Below are 14,542 nucleotides of genomic sequence, written 5' to 3'. Positions count from 1 at the left end.
ATGCTTGATGTCATCCAGACGTTTGGCGTCTACTTTCTCGTCGGTCAGTATCCGAATGGTCCGCTTGGCGGCCTGGCGCTGACGTTGCTGCTGGCCTCGGCCGGACTGGTGCTGGCCTTGCCCGTCGGGATCGTGCTGGGGTTGTGCCGTGTGAGTCCGTTCGGCACCCTGCGCTGGCCTGCCACCGTCCTGGTCTACATCGTGCGGGGGACGCCTCTGCTGATGGTGGTGTTCTGGGCGTACTTCCTGCTGCCGGCAGTGACGGGGCATCGCACGGCCCAATTCACCACCATGCTGACCGCGCTGGTGATCTTCGATGGCGCCTATCTGGCCGAGATCGTGCGCGCGGGGATTCAGGGGCTGCCGCGGGGCCAGATGGAGAGTGCGCGCTCCCTCGGCTTGTCCTATATCCAGGCAATGACTCTGGTCATTCTTCCGCAGGCGTTGCGCAACATGCTGCCGTCGCTGGTGAACCAGCTCGTTTCGACGATCAAGGAGACGTCGCTGGGCTACATCATCAGCCTGCCGGAAGCCTCGTTCATTTCGGGGCAGATCAGTACGCAGATGCTCACCCAGGCGGCCCAGGTCTACCTGCTGCTGGCCCTCAGCTACTTCGTCATGTGCTTTGGACTGACCCGTTTTGCCTATCTGCTCGAGCGCCGGCTCGCTTCGCGTGCCCCGATGAAGGTGTGAATCATGATTACCATTGAAAATGTCAGCAAGTGGTACGGCGACTATCAGGCGCTGGTGGATGTCAACGAAACGGTCGCGAAAGGCGAAGTCGTGGTCGTGTGCGGGCCTTCTGGCTCCGGCAAGTCGACGCTGATCCGGACGCTGAACCGTCTGGAAGCCATCCAGAAGGGGCGCATCGTCGTGAACGGCCATGACGTTCACGCACGCAAAGTGGACGTCAACGTGCTGCGCAGTGGCATCGGCTTCGTGTTCCAGCAGTTCAACCTGTTTCCGCACCTGACGGTGCTGGATAACTGTACGCTCGCACCGGTGCGGCTCAAGCAGATGCCGCGACAGGAGGCAAAGGAGTTCGCGATGAGTCTGCTGGAGCGAGTCGGGCTGCCGCACAAGGCGGACGCCTACCCGGGGCAGTTGTCGGGCGGGCAGCAGCAGCGCGTGGCGATCGCCCGGGCCCTCGCCATGAAGCCGCCTGTCATGCTGTTCGACGAACCGACCTCTGCACTGGACCCGGAGATGGTCAATGAAGTGTTGCAGGTGATGAAGGGGCTGGCACGCGACGGGATGACCATGGTTTGTGTCACGCATGAAATGGGATTCGCGCGCGAAGTGGCGGACCGCGTGATCTTCATGGACCAGGGCAAGGTGCTTGAACGCGCCAGGCCCGAGCGATTCTTCCACAAGCCGGAGCATCCGCGGGCGCAGCGCTTCCTGTCCGACATCCGTTCCCCCTGGGAGTCCGCTGTCGCCGCTTGACGGAGCGGATGCTGGTCCCTGCTCTTGAGCCGGGCAGGGAGAGTCGCCTGAGTCAGCTAGATATCCCGGCAGCTAGCCCGCAAGGAAGCTGTCACCTTGAAGGCACGGCGGGTGTCGCACCGGCTTTGGCATAAACGGGTGTCGTACTGTGCGAGCACGACGCAGCGCTGTAAGGCGGGACTCAATCCTAGAGACGTTCCCAAGTCGTCGAGCCCGCCCATGCCTATTCTCAGGCTTCAGCAGGTTGAGCCTGCACACTCGCGCAGCTCCGCTCACCTTCACTTGCGCGGTCGACTGTTCTCGAATCATTGAGAGTGTTGTGACCGCGCCCCAGAGTCGGCCGTGACTTCCGAGGTCTTCGTCGAAGTCGTTGGCCGTTCCGACGAATTTATATAGTCTGGGCTCATACTAGCCGGGAGTTGTCATGATTCGAATGGATTTACTGGATGACATCGACCGTCATTTGATTTCTTTGCTGCAGATGGACGCGCGTGCGCCCGTGTCGGAGATTTCACGCCGCCTTGATCTTGCGAGGACAACGGTAATTGCCAGAATCGAGCGGTTGGAAAAGAGCGGTGTAATTGCTGGCTACACCATCAAGCTTGGCCAGGATGTGGTCGACCCAAGCCTGCATGCCTATGTAGGAATCACGCTGCAACCAAAGGCTGGGCGCGATGTTGTGAAGCGATTCGCCCGTATGCCTGAAGTGCACATGCTGTGCGCAGTAAGTGGGGAGTTTGACTACGTCGCCTGGTTGCGCGTTACTACGCCAGATCAACTCGATCGCATCCTTGATGAAATAGGCGAGATGGATGGTGTCATCAAGACGACTACATCCATTGTTCTGGCCAGAAAGATCGATCGCGGAGACATGCCAGACGCGGCGTGAGTGCAGGCACGAAGATAATTAGAATATGAACGCTGCAAATTGACTTATTCGATCATCAAATTGTCCGCAATGGCGCTACTTTGTGACGAATTGCCAATTTATTCTGACTTGCAGTATCCCTAGAATGGACTCACTTCAGTTCATTCTTCAGGGAAGAAAAAATGCAGGCAGTTCTGTTGGGTTCGGGTCATATTGGTCAGACTATCGCGCGCCTCCTGTCGAACAGTGGCGACTACGCCGTGACGGTCGCGGATCGTGAAGCATCTGCGCTGAAGTCGGTGGGGCACCTCGACGTTGAGCGCGTTGTCGTCGATTCCAACGATCAAGGTGCACTGGAGAAGCTGCTGGCGCCGGCGGATCTGGTGATCAATGCCCTTCCTTACCACATGGCGACAAAGGCGGCTCGCGCTGCCAGGAACGCCGAAACAAATTACTTCGATCTTACAGAAGATGTACAGGCCACCAAGGCCATCTCGCAACTTGCAGAAGGTGCAAACGTTGCATTCATGCCCCAATGCGGACTCGCTCCGGGGTTCATCGGAATCGCTGCGAACTCGCTGGCTCGATCGTTCGATGTCGTCCACGACGTGAAGATGAGGGTGGGTGCGCTGCCCGAGTTTCCGACGAACGAACTCAAGTACAACCTGACCTGGAGCGTCGACGGCCTCGTGAATGAGTACTGCCATCCCTGTGAGGCATTGCGCGAAGGGGAGCGAATCTCTGTCGAGCCCTTGGAGGGCATCGAGCATTTCTCGCTGGATGGCGTCGAGTACGAGGCTTTCAACACTTCGGGAGGCCTTGGCACGCTTTGCGAGACGCTCGAAGGCAAGATCCGCAATCTTGACTACAAATCGGTTCGCTATCCCGGTCACCAGCAGCGTATGAAGTTTTTGCTGCAAGACCTTGGGTTAAAGCGCGACCAGGAGTTGCTGAAGTCGATCCTGCGCAAGAGCGTTCCGACGACGATGCAGGACGTGGTGCTGGTTTTCGTGACGGTAAGCGGTCTGCGCGACGGCAAGCTTGTGCAGGAGGTCTTCTCGCGCAAGATCTTCGCAACCCACGAGAATGGTCTCTACGAGAGTGCGATCCAGAGTACAACCGCTTCGGGCGTTTGTACCGCAGTTGATCTCTTCCGTCAGGGGAAGCTCCCCGGCAAGGGCTTCATTCGCCAGGAAGCCATTAGCCTTCACGATTTCCTGGACAACCGGTTCGGCAAAGTCTACGCGTCGGCCGAGTGAAGGACGCACAAGGAGCTGAGGAGAGGCAGAATGAACATCGACGCTAAGCAGATTCTCAAGGACAACGGCCTGGAAGCCATCTCCAGGCAAAACGGCTCCATGAAGGTGCATTCCCCCATTGACGGCCGATTGCTGGCCGGCCTGGACGTTGCGACCGCAGGCGATGCCGATGCTGTGATCGCGGACAGCGTCCGGGCGTTCGAGGTGTGGCGCAAGGTTCCGGCGCCTCGGCGCGGGGAACTTGTCCGGCTGTTAGGTGAGGAATTGCGTGCACGCAAGGACGCGCTGGGTCGGCTGGTAAGCCTCGAGACAGGCAAGATCCTGCAGGAAGGGCTCGGGGAAGTACAGGAAATGATCGATATCTGCGACTTCGCCGTTGGATTGTCGCGGCAACTGTACGGCTTGACGATCGCTTCCGAACGACCGAGTCACCGGATGATGGAGACCTGGCATCCGGTGGGGCCCTGTCTCGTGGTGACGGCATTCAACTTTCCGGTTGCTGTATGGGCATGGAATGCCGCACTGGCACTTGTTTGCGGTAATGCTGTCATCTGGAAGCCATCGGAAAAGACGCCATTGTCTGCCGCTGCTGTCCAGCTGATCTTCGACAAAGTCTGTGCAAAGTTCGGGGCAGCGCCGACACACCTCAGCCAGTTGGTTCAAGGCGGACGCGAGCTTGGCGATCGGTTGGTCCGCGATCCGCGCATTCCGCTGATCAGTGCCACCGGCAGCACGCGCATGGGGCGGGAAATTGCCACGGTCGCTTCCGAGCGATTCGCGCGGACGATCCTGGAACTGGGTGGCAACAATGCCGGCATCGTCTGCCCGTCGGCGGATCTCAGCCTGGTCGTGCGAGCCGTCGCGTTCGCCGCCATGGGCACCGCCGGTCAGCGATGCACGACTTTGCGTCGGCTGATCGTGCATGCGTCGATTTATGACAAGGTGGTCGACGAAGTGAAGAAGGTCTATCGGCAGGTGCGTATTGGGAATCCGCTCGATTCTGCATCAATGATCGGACCGCTGATTGACAAGCAGGCATATTCTGCGATGAACAAGGCATTGGCTGCGGCAGTCGAGGATGGTGGAAAAGTCTTCGGCGGGGAGCGCGTCTTCGGCGAAATCACTGATGCGTACTACGTTCAGCCGACCATTGTCGAGATGCCCAGGCAAACCGACATTGTCCACCATGAGACTTTCGCACCGATCCTGTATGTGCTGCGGTATGAAACGCTCGATGAAGCGATCGCTCTGAACAACGCCGTGCCTCAAGGACTGTCGTCCAGCATTTTCACCTCGGACATGCGCGAGATGGAGGAGTTTCTCTCCGCCTCCGGCAGCGATTGCGGTATCGCGAATGTGAACATCGGCCCCAGCGGCGCGGAGATCGGTGGAGCGTTCGGTGGCGAGAAGGAGACAGGCGGCGGGCGAGAGTCCGGAAGTGATTCGTGGAAGGCCTATATGCGCCGTGCGACGAACACGATCAACTTTGGGAAGGATCTCCCGCTTGCCCAGGGCATTGAGTTCGGAATCTGACCTGGCAATACCCGGACGGTGTCAGGAACTTGCTCAGTCGTGGATGAACGCTACTCCCCCTAGATTGACCGAAACTGCTATTTCTCCAGCGAGACAGCGATGACAAAATGAGAGGGGATTCGCAGAAAATCATTTCCAATCTCGCGCGATTTTTGGAACGACATACTACGGCGCTGCGACTCGGTGGCCTATCTTGGAAGGATATTTTAGCGGGCCCCGCGTAGCATTTCCCGTCATTCTCAAGGAGGGCGGGATAAATGAGCGCGGACACTTTGCGGTACTTCGATTACGCCGCGACGACCCCGGCGGACCCAAGGGTCATCGATGCAATGTTCGGCTGCCTGGGGGCCGCCGGCGTGTTCGGAAACCCGGCGTCGAGCACTCATGCTGCCGGGCAGAAGGCAAGAGAGTTGGTCGAACAGGCTCGCGCCCAGGTTGCTGGTCTCATTGGCGCAGAGCCGTCCGAGATCATCTGGACGTCCGGCGCGACCGAGTCAAATAACCTGGCTCTCAAGGGCTTCTTCGACGGTGAGCAGAGGCGCCGTCATCTGGTAACCAGCAAGCTCGAGCACAAGGCCATTCTGGACACGGCATCGCACCTCGAGCGCCTGGGGGTCTCCGTTACGTACCTTTTGCCGGGGCAGTCTGGCGAGATTTCACCCTCCGCGGTCGACGCTGCTATGCGCCAGGACACCGGCATCGTTTCGTTGATGATGGTAAATAACGAGATTGGAACCCTCACCGACATCGCGGAGATCTCGCGCGTCGTGCACGCCGCCGGCGCTCTGCTCCACGTGGACGCAGCGCAGGCAGTGGGCAAAACCGATATCGACGTGAAAGCGATGGGAATTGACCTGTTGTCGATGTCGGCGCACAAGGTTTATGGCCCCAAAGGCATCGGCGCACTCTATGTGAATCGCGAAGTGGCGCCTCGTATTGCTTGCCAGATGCACGGTGGCGGACATGAACAGGGGCTGCGTTCTGGCACCCTTGCAACCCACCAGATCGTTGGCATGGGGACGGCTTGTAAACTGGCGCGCGCTGAAATGGCGTCAGACAACCAGCGCATTGCACAATTGAGCGAGCGCCTGCTGGACGGCATCCGCGCGTTGCGCGTCGTCACGCAGAACGCCAGTGGGGCTAAGCGAATTCCGCACACACTCAGCCTGACCGTGGGATTGCCCAACTTCTTCACGTTCATGCTCACCGACAATCTTGCGATCTCTTCCACGTCTGCCTGCAATTCGGCTGCTGGCAACCCCTCTCACGTGCTGACTTCCATCGGCCTTGATGAGGAAGCTGCGGAACGCACGGTCCGAGTGAGCCTCGGTCGCTTCACGACTCAGGCCGATGTTGATTTCGCAATTGACTACTTCGGCAGCGCCATCGTGCGGTGTCAGGAAACGGGGGCGGGCCTTCAGCGAATGCAGATAAGGCGTCTTTCCGATGACGTGAGCGTGGCGACGCAGTTGACTGGAGCCGACGTAATGGCGGCGCACACCAACGGATTCCGTTCCATCGTCTGCAACCGGCCCGATGGCGAGTCTGCCTGCCAGACTCCGTTCGCGGAGATCGCCGAGGTCGCGTGCGCGCTGGGCATGGTCGCGCATTACCTGCCTGTGGAATCGGGTCGTGTAACTGACGAGCAGGCTGCAATTTTTGGCTCGTTGTTGGCAAGCTTGCCGAAGCCGGTACTCGCATACTGCCGGACGGGAACTCGCTCGGCGATGCTGTGGAACTCGGCACGCATCGATCAAAGCTGATAGTTCGTCGGAACTAACGCAATGCGTGACATGGCCCGGGTCCGAGCGGCCTTCCTGATGGCTGGCGCTGGTGTGCCGACGACTTCGCTTGGCCTGAAGGTGGCCCATCTGCTGCCGCAACGTGCGCTGCTGACGTGAAGGGAAACCAGTCTGCGCCTCTGTCGGCCTCACCACTGATGGTAATGGAGCGTATCCTTTTGTAACGGTATCGCCTCGCAAGGCCGGATGAAAAAGCCTCGGCCAAAAGTTTCATGGACAAGCGGCCGGCGCGCGTTCTGTTTCATCCTTGATAACAGCGACGGGGATATTGGAAGGCCGGTCCGCTTCTCAAGCTAATGTCCTGAGCCTTCTGCGCGAGGATTCCCTCTGTTGGAGACCTTTGATGTCAAACTGGTCCAGACTTCGATTGGTTTTTTGAATGCCACGAATCAATGCCTTGCCGTTGAAATGCGTTTCACTTTCTTAACAATATCAGTCTTCGGGAATCATTGAACTTACACGGCGTCCTACGGATATTTCGGATCACTCTAAATCTTAGTATCGATACGCCGAATTCGTCCGGCTAGAAGACGCTCGCGTCCGCTCGGGTGTTGTGATGACGGACAGACGTCGGTAGGGTGGGCGGATGTCATGGTGTCAGCAGGTCTAGGCCGGCAAGCGCGACTACACCGCTTAACGCGATGCTGCTGGCTGATTCACCAAGGAGCAGAATGGCTCCGGAAAGCCAGCAGGCAAGTGTGAAACCAATGGCTTTTTTCATCGTATTACCTGTCCGGTGCGATCAAATATAGGAGCCGCTCCGGTTCGACGTAACGCAGCCCAATTTGGTTGAGCGTCGCACTAGAGCGGTGACCCCGGTCTCTACCGCCGCCTTGGCATCCGAGCGCTCGGAACATTGCTGTTCAGTCTCGGGATGACTTTGGCATAGGTCAGTGGTCGCCAGAGCAGATTGCGGGTTGGCTTAAGCGTGTATGCGGTCAATAAGGACTATCAGGTGTCGCACGAGACCATCTTTCGGAGCCTCTACATACAGGCCACCGGCTGAACGATTAAACCGTTGCATCGACCGGTCGAATCCGCAATAGCTTTCGACGTTACCCAACATCCGGCTCGACGGAGCGACAGTCACGCACTGCGCAACTCGGTCGGCCCAACGTGGAGCGCTTTGCCGAGGACTCAATGGACATCTCCGCCCGACCATTCAGGGTGTAGTGACCAGCCAGACCCTGCTCAAGCCTGCTTCGGACAAGCGGTCGACGACCTTCGCCGCCTGAAGGGAGTCCTTGCCGCGCACCAGCACGGCAATATCGACGGGCGTGTCGTAGGCCACGTGGGCGGTCCACACCTGATTCACCGCCCGGTCGATGGCCGTTCGTCCGCAACAGCCCACGCGCACGGTGATGATGCGATCGTGCAAAGCCGACTCCGCGCTTTCGGCCTGGCGCTCGGTCGCATAGAGACCGGCATGGGTCATCGCCTTTGGATTCGTTGGCACTGCCTTCGGATCGGCATTCAAGGGCTGGTCCTCGTTGTCCAGCAAGGGCGACACGATCTCCGAGGTCGGTGGCGCGGAAGGCTGTCTGCCATGCACAGCCGACGATGCGACAAGGGCTGCGCCGACGATCGCCGTCAGGCAGAGTCGGATGCGTGATGGATAGCAATATGGAAGAGTCATGATGCAGAACTCCTTGATACTTACACTCAGGCACTTGAGGCGCGCAAAGGCCCAGGATGTCGAGTCCCTCTAGTCCATGAAGACCTACATCACGAGGTAGGCGAGCCAAGCCGCGAGTGCCCATAGCGCAAGTCCGACGCTGACGTGCGCCCTAATGAGCGTCCAGTAGAAAAGCCATCCGGCAAGGTAGCCAATCGAACCGCCGATTGCACCCAGGATAGCGACCACCACGAACGAGGGATGGCTCTCGAGTTGAAAGGCGCAAAGAACGCCAAGGGCAGCAACAAGAGTCGCGCCAGTCTTCGCCGCAGCCTTTGAGGCCTCCCGGCGCGAGGACCACGCAATGTTCATTCGCCCCAGGAGGTGCGACGCCAGTGACCGGGGGCGCATGATCACATAGTTCACTGGCTCCGGCCCATCGGTTTGAATATTGACGAATGCGTTGCACGGCAGGATGTGCTGGGCACCTTCCGCCAGATTGACAAAATAGGGTGGTGCGGCGCCGGGCAGCCAGTCGAGTGACCCGTCCTGATATTCCACGCGCATGGGACCGTCCTTCACCACGAGAATACTTCCGCGCTGCAGGCTCAACGCGTGGATCTGTCCCCGATAACATCGCCCCTCGGTAGCGTTCATCGTCGGTTCTCTCGTTCTCCTTGCCCCTGCAGAACGTGCCATTTCGACTAGACTTTCGACTAGAGAGCGGGTGACCATTGCGGCTCCTTCGAGTAGATTGAGTGCAATCCGCCTTCGCGCTAGGCGCGTCACCCTGCAATACAATAGCGGCCTGAAACCATCGTAGATTGTTCGCTGACACCCTTAAATAACCTGGATAGGTGACCGCGTGAGCCCCGCCCAGCCAGTGCCGACGTCACCTCTCCCGTCCGCTTCTGACAGACTGCCTGACGACGCGATGTTCGCACTCTGGGATGAACTCGCGGACTTCGCGGTCGGCGACGGCGATGCCGCCATTGCGCACCTGCTGTCGCGGCTCTGTGCCATCTTCGGCGCGCAGAACGCCCTCTGGTCGGTGGTCGTTCGACTGCCGAGTCCTGATTCGAGGGACCCATTGAATGGCTGGCGTCCGCGCATCGTCAAGCTTCTCAATCCCCTCGCGCAGGTTGCCATATCCGTCCAAGAGCAATTCGACGCGTTGTGGTCGAAGTCCCTGGACATTTCACAGGTCCTCGCCATGGCCGGCGATGAGGCGTTCCGCATCAGGCTGCTCTTTGAGGCGCTTCCGGCCAAGTGGTTCGATGGCCCGCATTACCGGCGTCATTACCTGGCCGTCGGCCATGCAGACAGCATGTCAATGCGTTGCTCCCTTAACGAAGATGTCCGCGTGCACATTTTTCTCTTCCGCAGCCCGGAAGCGCCGCGATTCGCATCCACCGACAAGGTGCCTTTCGGCCTTGCCTTGCGTGGGCTCCGCTGGCTCTACCGACAACAGGTTCTCAGCCACGGACTGCTAATCGCAAAGGCACCGCTTACGGCGACGGAACGCAAGGTGCTGCTGGAGCTTCTGGACGGGAGAGCCGAAAAGGTCATTGCGGCACTCTTGGGACAGAGCCCAAATACAACGCATATCCACGTCAAATCGATCTATGCCAAGTTCGGGGTGCATAACAGGGCCGAACTGACATCCCTTTGGCTTGGGCGCTTGCCCGATTAGCCGATGCGCACCTGAACTTCCACGAGGGGCGCGCGACCCGGTTACTTCATGTTCGCAGCTATCTCGCCGGACAAAAAGGGGCCAACCCGTTTTGGGTCGGCCCTTTGCATGGGGGGTGACTGGTACCAGAACTGTTTCATGGCTTTATCCTTACCCGCCGCTTTCGGCCGCTGCCGCTCGCTGCCACCAGGGCCGTCCACAGATCGCGATCGTAAGTAACCGGAAGGCGATGGGCGTCGCCTCTTTTGCGTTTGATATGCCCGTTTGTTCATCCCCGTGCTCGATTAGTGGCTACTTGTGAACGCCTGCACATCGAAGGCCTTCTTGACGGGATTCGGTCTAGAGCCGCGCTACGAATCAACAACTGACACCCTCAATCCTGCGACTCGCATCGGTTGCTCTCGAGGGGCAGATGAGTGGGGACTTGGTCAACGCTGGCAGTGGGGACACACGGGGCTTTTTCCCGCTGCCGATCCAGGCCGATGCGCTGTGTGCGGCGATGCATCGCGCGATGAGGGTGGTGGAGGCGGGCTGACCGCTGCCGAATCGGCTAAGCGCCCCGCACAAGGAGCGCTTTGCATGCTGGCGGCGTTGCACGCGCAACGCCGCAGCGGGCTGCGCTCAGGCCGTCACGTCGATGTTCTGGCCAAGGTGGGGAGGGTTGCTGGCCACCGGTGCTGCGCCGGTGGCGGCCTGCAGCAGGCCGGTGACGCTCTGGGCCTGCAGATCCAGCGATTTGCGCAGCATCAGCAGCGACACCGGATCTGTGCCCGGGTCCGCCGCGCTGGCAGCGCTGACGAGGGAGATACTCATGTTGGTCGGTTCCTGAAAAGGATTGAACGGATGCGGGCGGCCGGCATGCAAGGCTCCAGGATTCCCGCCTACTGGTTGTCGTCCGCAACCGTCCACGACTTGAGGACCGCGCATGCCGTGCGCCGGTTCCCGTCTGGACCGGCAACGCGCGTGGCGGCGAGACGGGCGGCGTCGGGGGCAATGAATTGGCATGGACATGGGTCTCGGACTCGTTCATGCGGATTCGGATGACCACGAACCATATTGCTGGCCCACGGCGCCGCCGAGTCCGGTGGCTCGCGCTGCGCTATCATGCGGAGCTACCCGCGAGGGCGAATTCCAAGCATGCCCCATGCATCACGCTGCACCGCGCCTTGTCCTGGCGCTGACCTTTTTGGTCCTTTCCCATTCCGCCTTCGCCGCTGATGTCCAGGCCGGCAAGGAAGTGTTCTCGACCCGGTGCGCGTCCTGCCATAGCGTGGGCCCCTCCGCACGCGGCGGCTTTGGCCCGCAACTCAATGGGATCGTTGGCCGGCGCGCTGGAAGCACCGCTGACTATCGCTATTCGCCCGCCATGACCGCATCCGGCCTGGTGTGGACGGCCGACACCCTGCGCGCCTTCGTCAAATCGCCTGGCAAGGTCGTGCCGGGCACGCGCATGCGTTTCTGGGGCATGGGCAATGACCAGCAGATCGACGATCTGCTGGCCTATCTCCAGACCTATCGTTAGCCATCCGCCTGGCGCTACGGCGCTGACAACAGCGCTTCCGCCGTCATCCCCGGCAGGGTCTCCACGCGCAGCGTCTGCGGCATGGTCAGCGGAATGCCTGCGGCGCGCAGCCGCTTGAGGATCTCGAACAGCAGGTCGCTCTTGGTGCCGCCCGCAATGCGCGGGTTCGACACGTAGCCGGTCACGCTCAGCGTAATGCCGTTGGGCGCGAGCTGGCTGAACGTGACCGACGGCACGGGGTGGTCCAGGATGGATTCGTTGTCCAGGTAGGCATCCAGCAGCAGATCGCGCACCGCTTCCGGGTCGATGTTCAGCGGGAAGGTCAGCTGCAGCGTGGCCACGCCCTGCGTGCTGTTGCTCATTGTCACGTTGCGAACGTTCTGCGAGATCAGCTGCGAATTGGGCACGATCACGGTCGAGCGGTCGCCAAGCTGGATCTCGGTGGCGCGCACGTTGATGCGGCGGATGTCGCCTTCCACGCCGGCGATGCTGACCATGTCGCCGACCTTTACCGGGCGCTCGGTCAGCAGGATCAGGCCGGACACGAAGTTCTTGACGATCTCCTGCAGGCCGAAGCCGATCCCCACCGACAGCGCGCTGACGATCCACGCCAGGTTTTCCCACTTCACGCCGAGCAGCGACAACGTCAGCAGCACGATGAGCACGTAGCCGACGTTGCTGAACAGCGTGACCAGCGACGCGCGCAGGCCCGGCTCCATGACCATGCGCGGCAGCAGTTCCGCATCGAGCCAGCGCCGCACCGAGCGCAGCAGCCAGATGCCGACCGACAGCGCGATCACCGCATTGACGATGCGCTCGGGCATGATGTTGTAGCTGCGCAGCTTGTCGCCGCCGAGCACGGTCAGCAGGCTGTCGAGCAGTTCGGCCGGCGTGGTGCCGAAGCCGCCGGTCAGCAGCGCGATGACGGCAATGATCGTGAGCACGCTCGTGCCCAGGCCCGACAGCAGCGTCGACGTCTGTTCCAGCCGGCTGTCGTCCACGCCGAACAGTTGCCGGATCACGCGGCCGCTGGCGTGCTGCGGCGAAAGCAGGCTTTCGCAGGTATCGCGCGTGAGCTGCGTGAGCAGGTACAGCGTGCACAGCACGATGTCGAACCACACCAGCTCGTAGGTCACGAAGCGGGCAAAGCTGACGTAGCCTGCCAGCAGCGCGATGAGCGCGACAATGACCGCGAGCGTGACCCCGGCGTGGATCATGCCCGCCAGCGTGGCCCGCGCCTCGGCGCGCTCGCCGGCGGCGGCCAGGCCGCTGCGCACGCGGTTGGCGCGCAGCAGCGCGGCGCCGATCGTGAACACCACCACCAGCGACACCAGCCCGCGGCCCAGCAGCGTGAACGGCACGCTGGTGTCGGCGATATGGTTCAACAGCTCGAGCGTGCCGGCCACCAGCAACAGCCCGGCCAGCGCGCGCGGGAACGGCTTGAGCGCGAGCGCGACCGGGTCCGCCAGCGCCGGCAGCCGCCACGACGGGTGGCGCGTGCACAGCAGCGCGCGGCCGAGCCCCGCGATCAGCGCGCTGGTCAGCATGAGCCTGGCCAGCGCGTTGAGCAGGTCCTGCAGGTCCGGCGGCGGCTCGTAATGTTGCGTGAAAGCGATATAGACGCACTGGACCGCCAGCGCCGTCGTGGCCACGGTGGTGAGTGCCGTGGCCAGCGCCAGCGCGCTGCGCCGCAACCGGTTTTCTGGCAGGCAGTTCAGGCAGAACCACGCGGCGGCGCGTTCGGTCAGGCGCCGGCCCAGCGTCCAGATGGCGAGCGCCAGCACCAGCAGCAAGGCCGTGGCCGCGCGGTGCTCCGGTTCCCAGCCGGTCTGCAGCAGGGGCACGACTTCGTCCCGGAACGCCGCCATGCGCGCGCTGTCGTCGTCGGACGGCTTGAACAGCGGCGCCCAGAACTCGGGGTTCAGGATGCTGTCCGAGCGCAGCGCGAGCTGGTCCTTCATCCGGCCGCGCTGCAGCTTGGCGAGCTGGGCGTTCAGGTTCTCGATATTTTCCTTGCCCTCGGTCGCCTGCTTGAGCGCGTTGTCGAGCTGGACCTTGCGCGTATTCAGCTCGGCGCGCTGCCTGGCCACCGCAGTCGTCTCGGGCGTGGTGCCGGGCGCGGGCGGCGGCCCCAGCACGTCGAGTTGGGCCTGCAGCTGCGCGCGCTGCGGTGTCAGCGTGGCCGTGAGCTTGTCGACGTCAGCGGCGAGCTGGTGCAGCGACTCGTCCATATCGCCGAGCCGCGTATTGCCGTTGACGCTCGAGGCGGACTGCTTGATGCGGTCCTGCTCGGTCTGCAGCCGCTTGAGTTCGGCCATGGCTTCGGCGTGCGTCAGGGCCGGCGGCTGGTCCGCTTCGGGCACGGAGGCCGGCTCGGTGGCCATGGCCGCCGGCATCAGGTGGAACAGTGCTGTCAGCACAAGGCTCAGGGCGAGCCAGGATAGTCTGCGCATTGGCGAGTCACGTTGGGACGTGGCCGCCCGGAAGTCTCTGCGCGGGCTCGGGCAAGTCCCTGCTCGCCGAAATGATGCCGAAATGGCGGGGAACGAATGCCTGAGGATGCGGAAGGGTCCGGGGGCGCGGAAGATGAACACAGGAAGCAACGCCACATGATGGGCAAGCCGCTTCCACGAAATTGACCGGCGTAGCAGGGCAGACGCCGCATGGTTGCCGTCGGGCCTGTCTGGCGCGCGGCAAGCCGGCTGGAGCAGGGCGCCCAGCTGGCAGGAGATCTGGACGCCGAGCGGAGATTATACGAAAGCGTTCAGATCACACGGGCCCATATGCGCCGCCCGGTGGAGAGA

The 14,542-nt window shown here is 61.4% G+C and carries 13 protein-coding genes and 1 pseudogene; 9 read left to right on the top strand and 5 right to left on the bottom strand.

Annotation, left to right across the window (positions count from 1 at the left end):
* The 6 genes from AC3FKG_RS23200 to AC3FKG_RS23175 all read left to right on the top strand — a co-directional run bounded on the left by AC3FKG_RS23200 (position 1) and on the right by AC3FKG_RS23175 (position 6,869).
* Positions 1-693 carry an amino acid ABC transporter permease gene (locus AC3FKG_RS23200; RefSeq protein ID WP_488744241.1) on the top strand — a complete coding sequence of 231 codons (693 nt, stop codon included), beginning with the start codon at positions 1-3 and terminating at the stop codon, positions 691-693.
* 3 nt (positions 694-696) lie between these two features.
* Positions 697-1,446, top strand: coding sequence for an amino acid ABC transporter ATP-binding protein (locus AC3FKG_RS23195; RefSeq protein WP_488744240.1), 750 nt, complete (start codon positions 697-699; stop codon positions 1,444-1,446).
* 424 nt (positions 1,447-1,870) lie between these two features.
* Entirely contained in the window at positions 1,871-2,335 is a 465-nt protein-coding gene (locus AC3FKG_RS23190) for an Lrp/AsnC family transcriptional regulator (protein WP_483712301.1), read from the top strand.
* A 161-nt stretch (positions 2,336-2,496) separates the two neighbouring features.
* Positions 2,497-3,573 carry a saccharopine dehydrogenase family protein gene (locus tag AC3FKG_RS23185; RefSeq protein WP_488744239.1) on the top strand — a complete coding sequence of 359 codons (1,077 nt, stop codon included), beginning with the start codon at positions 2,497-2,499 and terminating at the stop codon, positions 3,571-3,573.
* Between the two features lie 30 nt (positions 3,574-3,603).
* Positions 3,604-5,106, top strand: a complete 1,503-nt coding sequence (gene amaB / locus AC3FKG_RS23180; protein ID WP_488744238.1) for an L-piperidine-6-carboxylate dehydrogenase — start codon at positions 3,604-3,606, stop codon at positions 5,104-5,106.
* A 257-nt stretch (positions 5,107-5,363) separates the two neighbouring features.
* On the top strand, positions 5,364-6,869 hold the full coding sequence (locus tag AC3FKG_RS23175) for an aminotransferase class V-fold PLP-dependent enzyme (protein ID WP_488744237.1): 1,506 nt from the start codon (positions 5,364-5,366) through the stop codon (positions 6,867-6,869).
* A gap of 628 nt (positions 6,870-7,497) precedes the next feature.
* On the opposite strand, the gene AC3FKG_RS23170 is transcribed toward AC3FKG_RS23175, so the two are convergent.
* On the bottom strand, positions 7,498-7,629 hold the full coding sequence (locus AC3FKG_RS23170; RefSeq protein ID WP_483712294.1) for a hypothetical protein: 132 nt from the start codon (positions 7,627-7,629) through the stop codon (positions 7,498-7,500).
* 170 nt (positions 7,630-7,799) lie between these two features.
* Between AC3FKG_RS23170 and AC3FKG_RS23165 the strand changes: the two are divergent.
* A pseudogene (locus AC3FKG_RS23165) lies at positions 7,800-7,911 on the top strand (IS30 family transposase); the annotation flags it as partial.
* A 159-nt stretch (positions 7,912-8,070) separates the two neighbouring features.
* Here the strand turns inward: AC3FKG_RS23165 and AC3FKG_RS23160 are convergent.
* Complete coding sequence (locus tag AC3FKG_RS23160) at positions 8,071-8,544, bottom strand: hypothetical protein (RefSeq protein WP_488744236.1); 474 nt, start codon at positions 8,542-8,544, stop codon at positions 8,071-8,073.
* An 84-nt stretch (positions 8,545-8,628) separates the two neighbouring features.
* The gene (locus AC3FKG_RS23155) at positions 8,629-9,180 is read right to left on the bottom strand and encodes a hypothetical protein (protein ID WP_488744235.1); all 552 of its coding nucleotides are present in this window, start codon (positions 9,178-9,180) and stop codon (positions 8,629-8,631) included.
* A gap of 277 nt (positions 9,181-9,457) precedes the next feature.
* Between AC3FKG_RS23155 and AC3FKG_RS23150 the strand changes: the two genes are divergently transcribed.
* Positions 9,458-10,216 (top strand): helix-turn-helix transcriptional regulator, encoded by a 759-nt coding sequence (locus AC3FKG_RS23150; RefSeq protein WP_483712290.1) that lies wholly within the window; start codon positions 9,458-9,460, stop codon positions 10,214-10,216.
* A gap of 621 nt (positions 10,217-10,837) precedes the next feature.
* Here the strand turns inward: AC3FKG_RS23150 and AC3FKG_RS23145 are convergent.
* On the bottom strand, positions 10,838-11,029 hold the full coding sequence (locus AC3FKG_RS23145) for a YjfB family protein (RefSeq protein ID WP_483712288.1): 192 nt from the start codon (positions 11,027-11,029) through the stop codon (positions 10,838-10,840).
* A 331-nt stretch (positions 11,030-11,360) separates the two neighbouring features.
* Here AC3FKG_RS23145 and AC3FKG_RS23140 point away from each other — a divergent pair, with 331 nt between their 5' ends.
* Positions 11,361-11,738 (top strand): c-type cytochrome, encoded by a 378-nt coding sequence (locus tag AC3FKG_RS23140; RefSeq protein ID WP_483712287.1) that lies wholly within the window; start codon positions 11,361-11,363, stop codon positions 11,736-11,738.
* Positions 11,739-11,752: 14 nt separating this feature from the next.
* Here the strand turns inward: AC3FKG_RS23140 and AC3FKG_RS23135 are convergent, their stop codons facing one another.
* Positions 11,753-14,191 (bottom strand): DUF3772 domain-containing protein, encoded by a 2,439-nt coding sequence (locus AC3FKG_RS23135; protein ID WP_488744234.1) that lies wholly within the window; start codon positions 14,189-14,191, stop codon positions 11,753-11,755.
* Positions 14,192-14,542: the final 351 nt, after the last annotated feature.

It is taken from the genome of Cupriavidus sp. 22TCCZM04-2 (assembly GCF_057798895.1).
This window is presented reverse-complemented; position numbering and strand designations above follow the sequence as displayed.

Excerpts from the sequence above, each read along its gene's own strand:
- AC3FKG_RS23145 (WP_483712288.1), bottom strand. The coding sequence starts at position 11,029 with ATGAGTATCTCCCTCGTCAGCGCTGCCAGCGCGGCGGACCCGGGCACA.
- AC3FKG_RS23160 (WP_488744236.1), bottom strand. The coding sequence starts at position 8,544 with ATGACTCTTCCATATTGCTATCCATCACGCATCCGACTCTGCCTGACG.
- AC3FKG_RS23175 (WP_488744237.1), top strand. The coding sequence starts at position 5,364 with ATGAGCGCGGACACTTTGCGGTACTTCGATTACGCCGCGACGACCCCG.
- AC3FKG_RS23170 (WP_483712294.1), bottom strand. The coding sequence starts at position 7,629 with ATGAAAAAAGCCATTGGTTTCACACTTGCCTGCTGGCTTTCCGGAGCC.
- AC3FKG_RS23195 (WP_488744240.1), top strand. The coding sequence starts at position 697 with ATGATTACCATTGAAAATGTCAGCAAGTGGTACGGCGACTATCAGGCG.
- AC3FKG_RS23135 (WP_488744234.1), bottom strand. The coding sequence starts at position 14,191 with ATGCGCAGACTATCCTGGCTCGCCCTGAGCCTTGTGCTGACAGCACTG.
- amaB (WP_488744238.1), top strand. The coding sequence starts at position 3,604 with ATGAACATCGACGCTAAGCAGATTCTCAAGGACAACGGCCTGGAAGCC.
- AC3FKG_RS23190 (WP_483712301.1), top strand. The coding sequence starts at position 1,871 with ATGATTCGAATGGATTTACTGGATGACATCGACCGTCATTTGATTTCT.
- AC3FKG_RS23185 (WP_488744239.1), top strand. The coding sequence starts at position 2,497 with ATGCAGGCAGTTCTGTTGGGTTCGGGTCATATTGGTCAGACTATCGCG.
- AC3FKG_RS23150 (WP_483712290.1), top strand. The coding sequence starts at position 9,458 with ATGTTCGCACTCTGGGATGAACTCGCGGACTTCGCGGTCGGCGACGGC.
- AC3FKG_RS23155 (WP_488744235.1), bottom strand. The coding sequence starts at position 9,180 with ATGAACGCTACCGAGGGGCGATGTTATCGGGGACAGATCCACGCGTTG.
- AC3FKG_RS23140 (WP_483712287.1), top strand. The coding sequence starts at position 11,361 with ATGCATCACGCTGCACCGCGCCTTGTCCTGGCGCTGACCTTTTTGGTC.
- AC3FKG_RS23200 (WP_488744241.1), top strand. The coding sequence starts at position 1 with ATGCTTGATGTCATCCAGACGTTTGGCGTCTACTTTCTCGTCGGTCAG.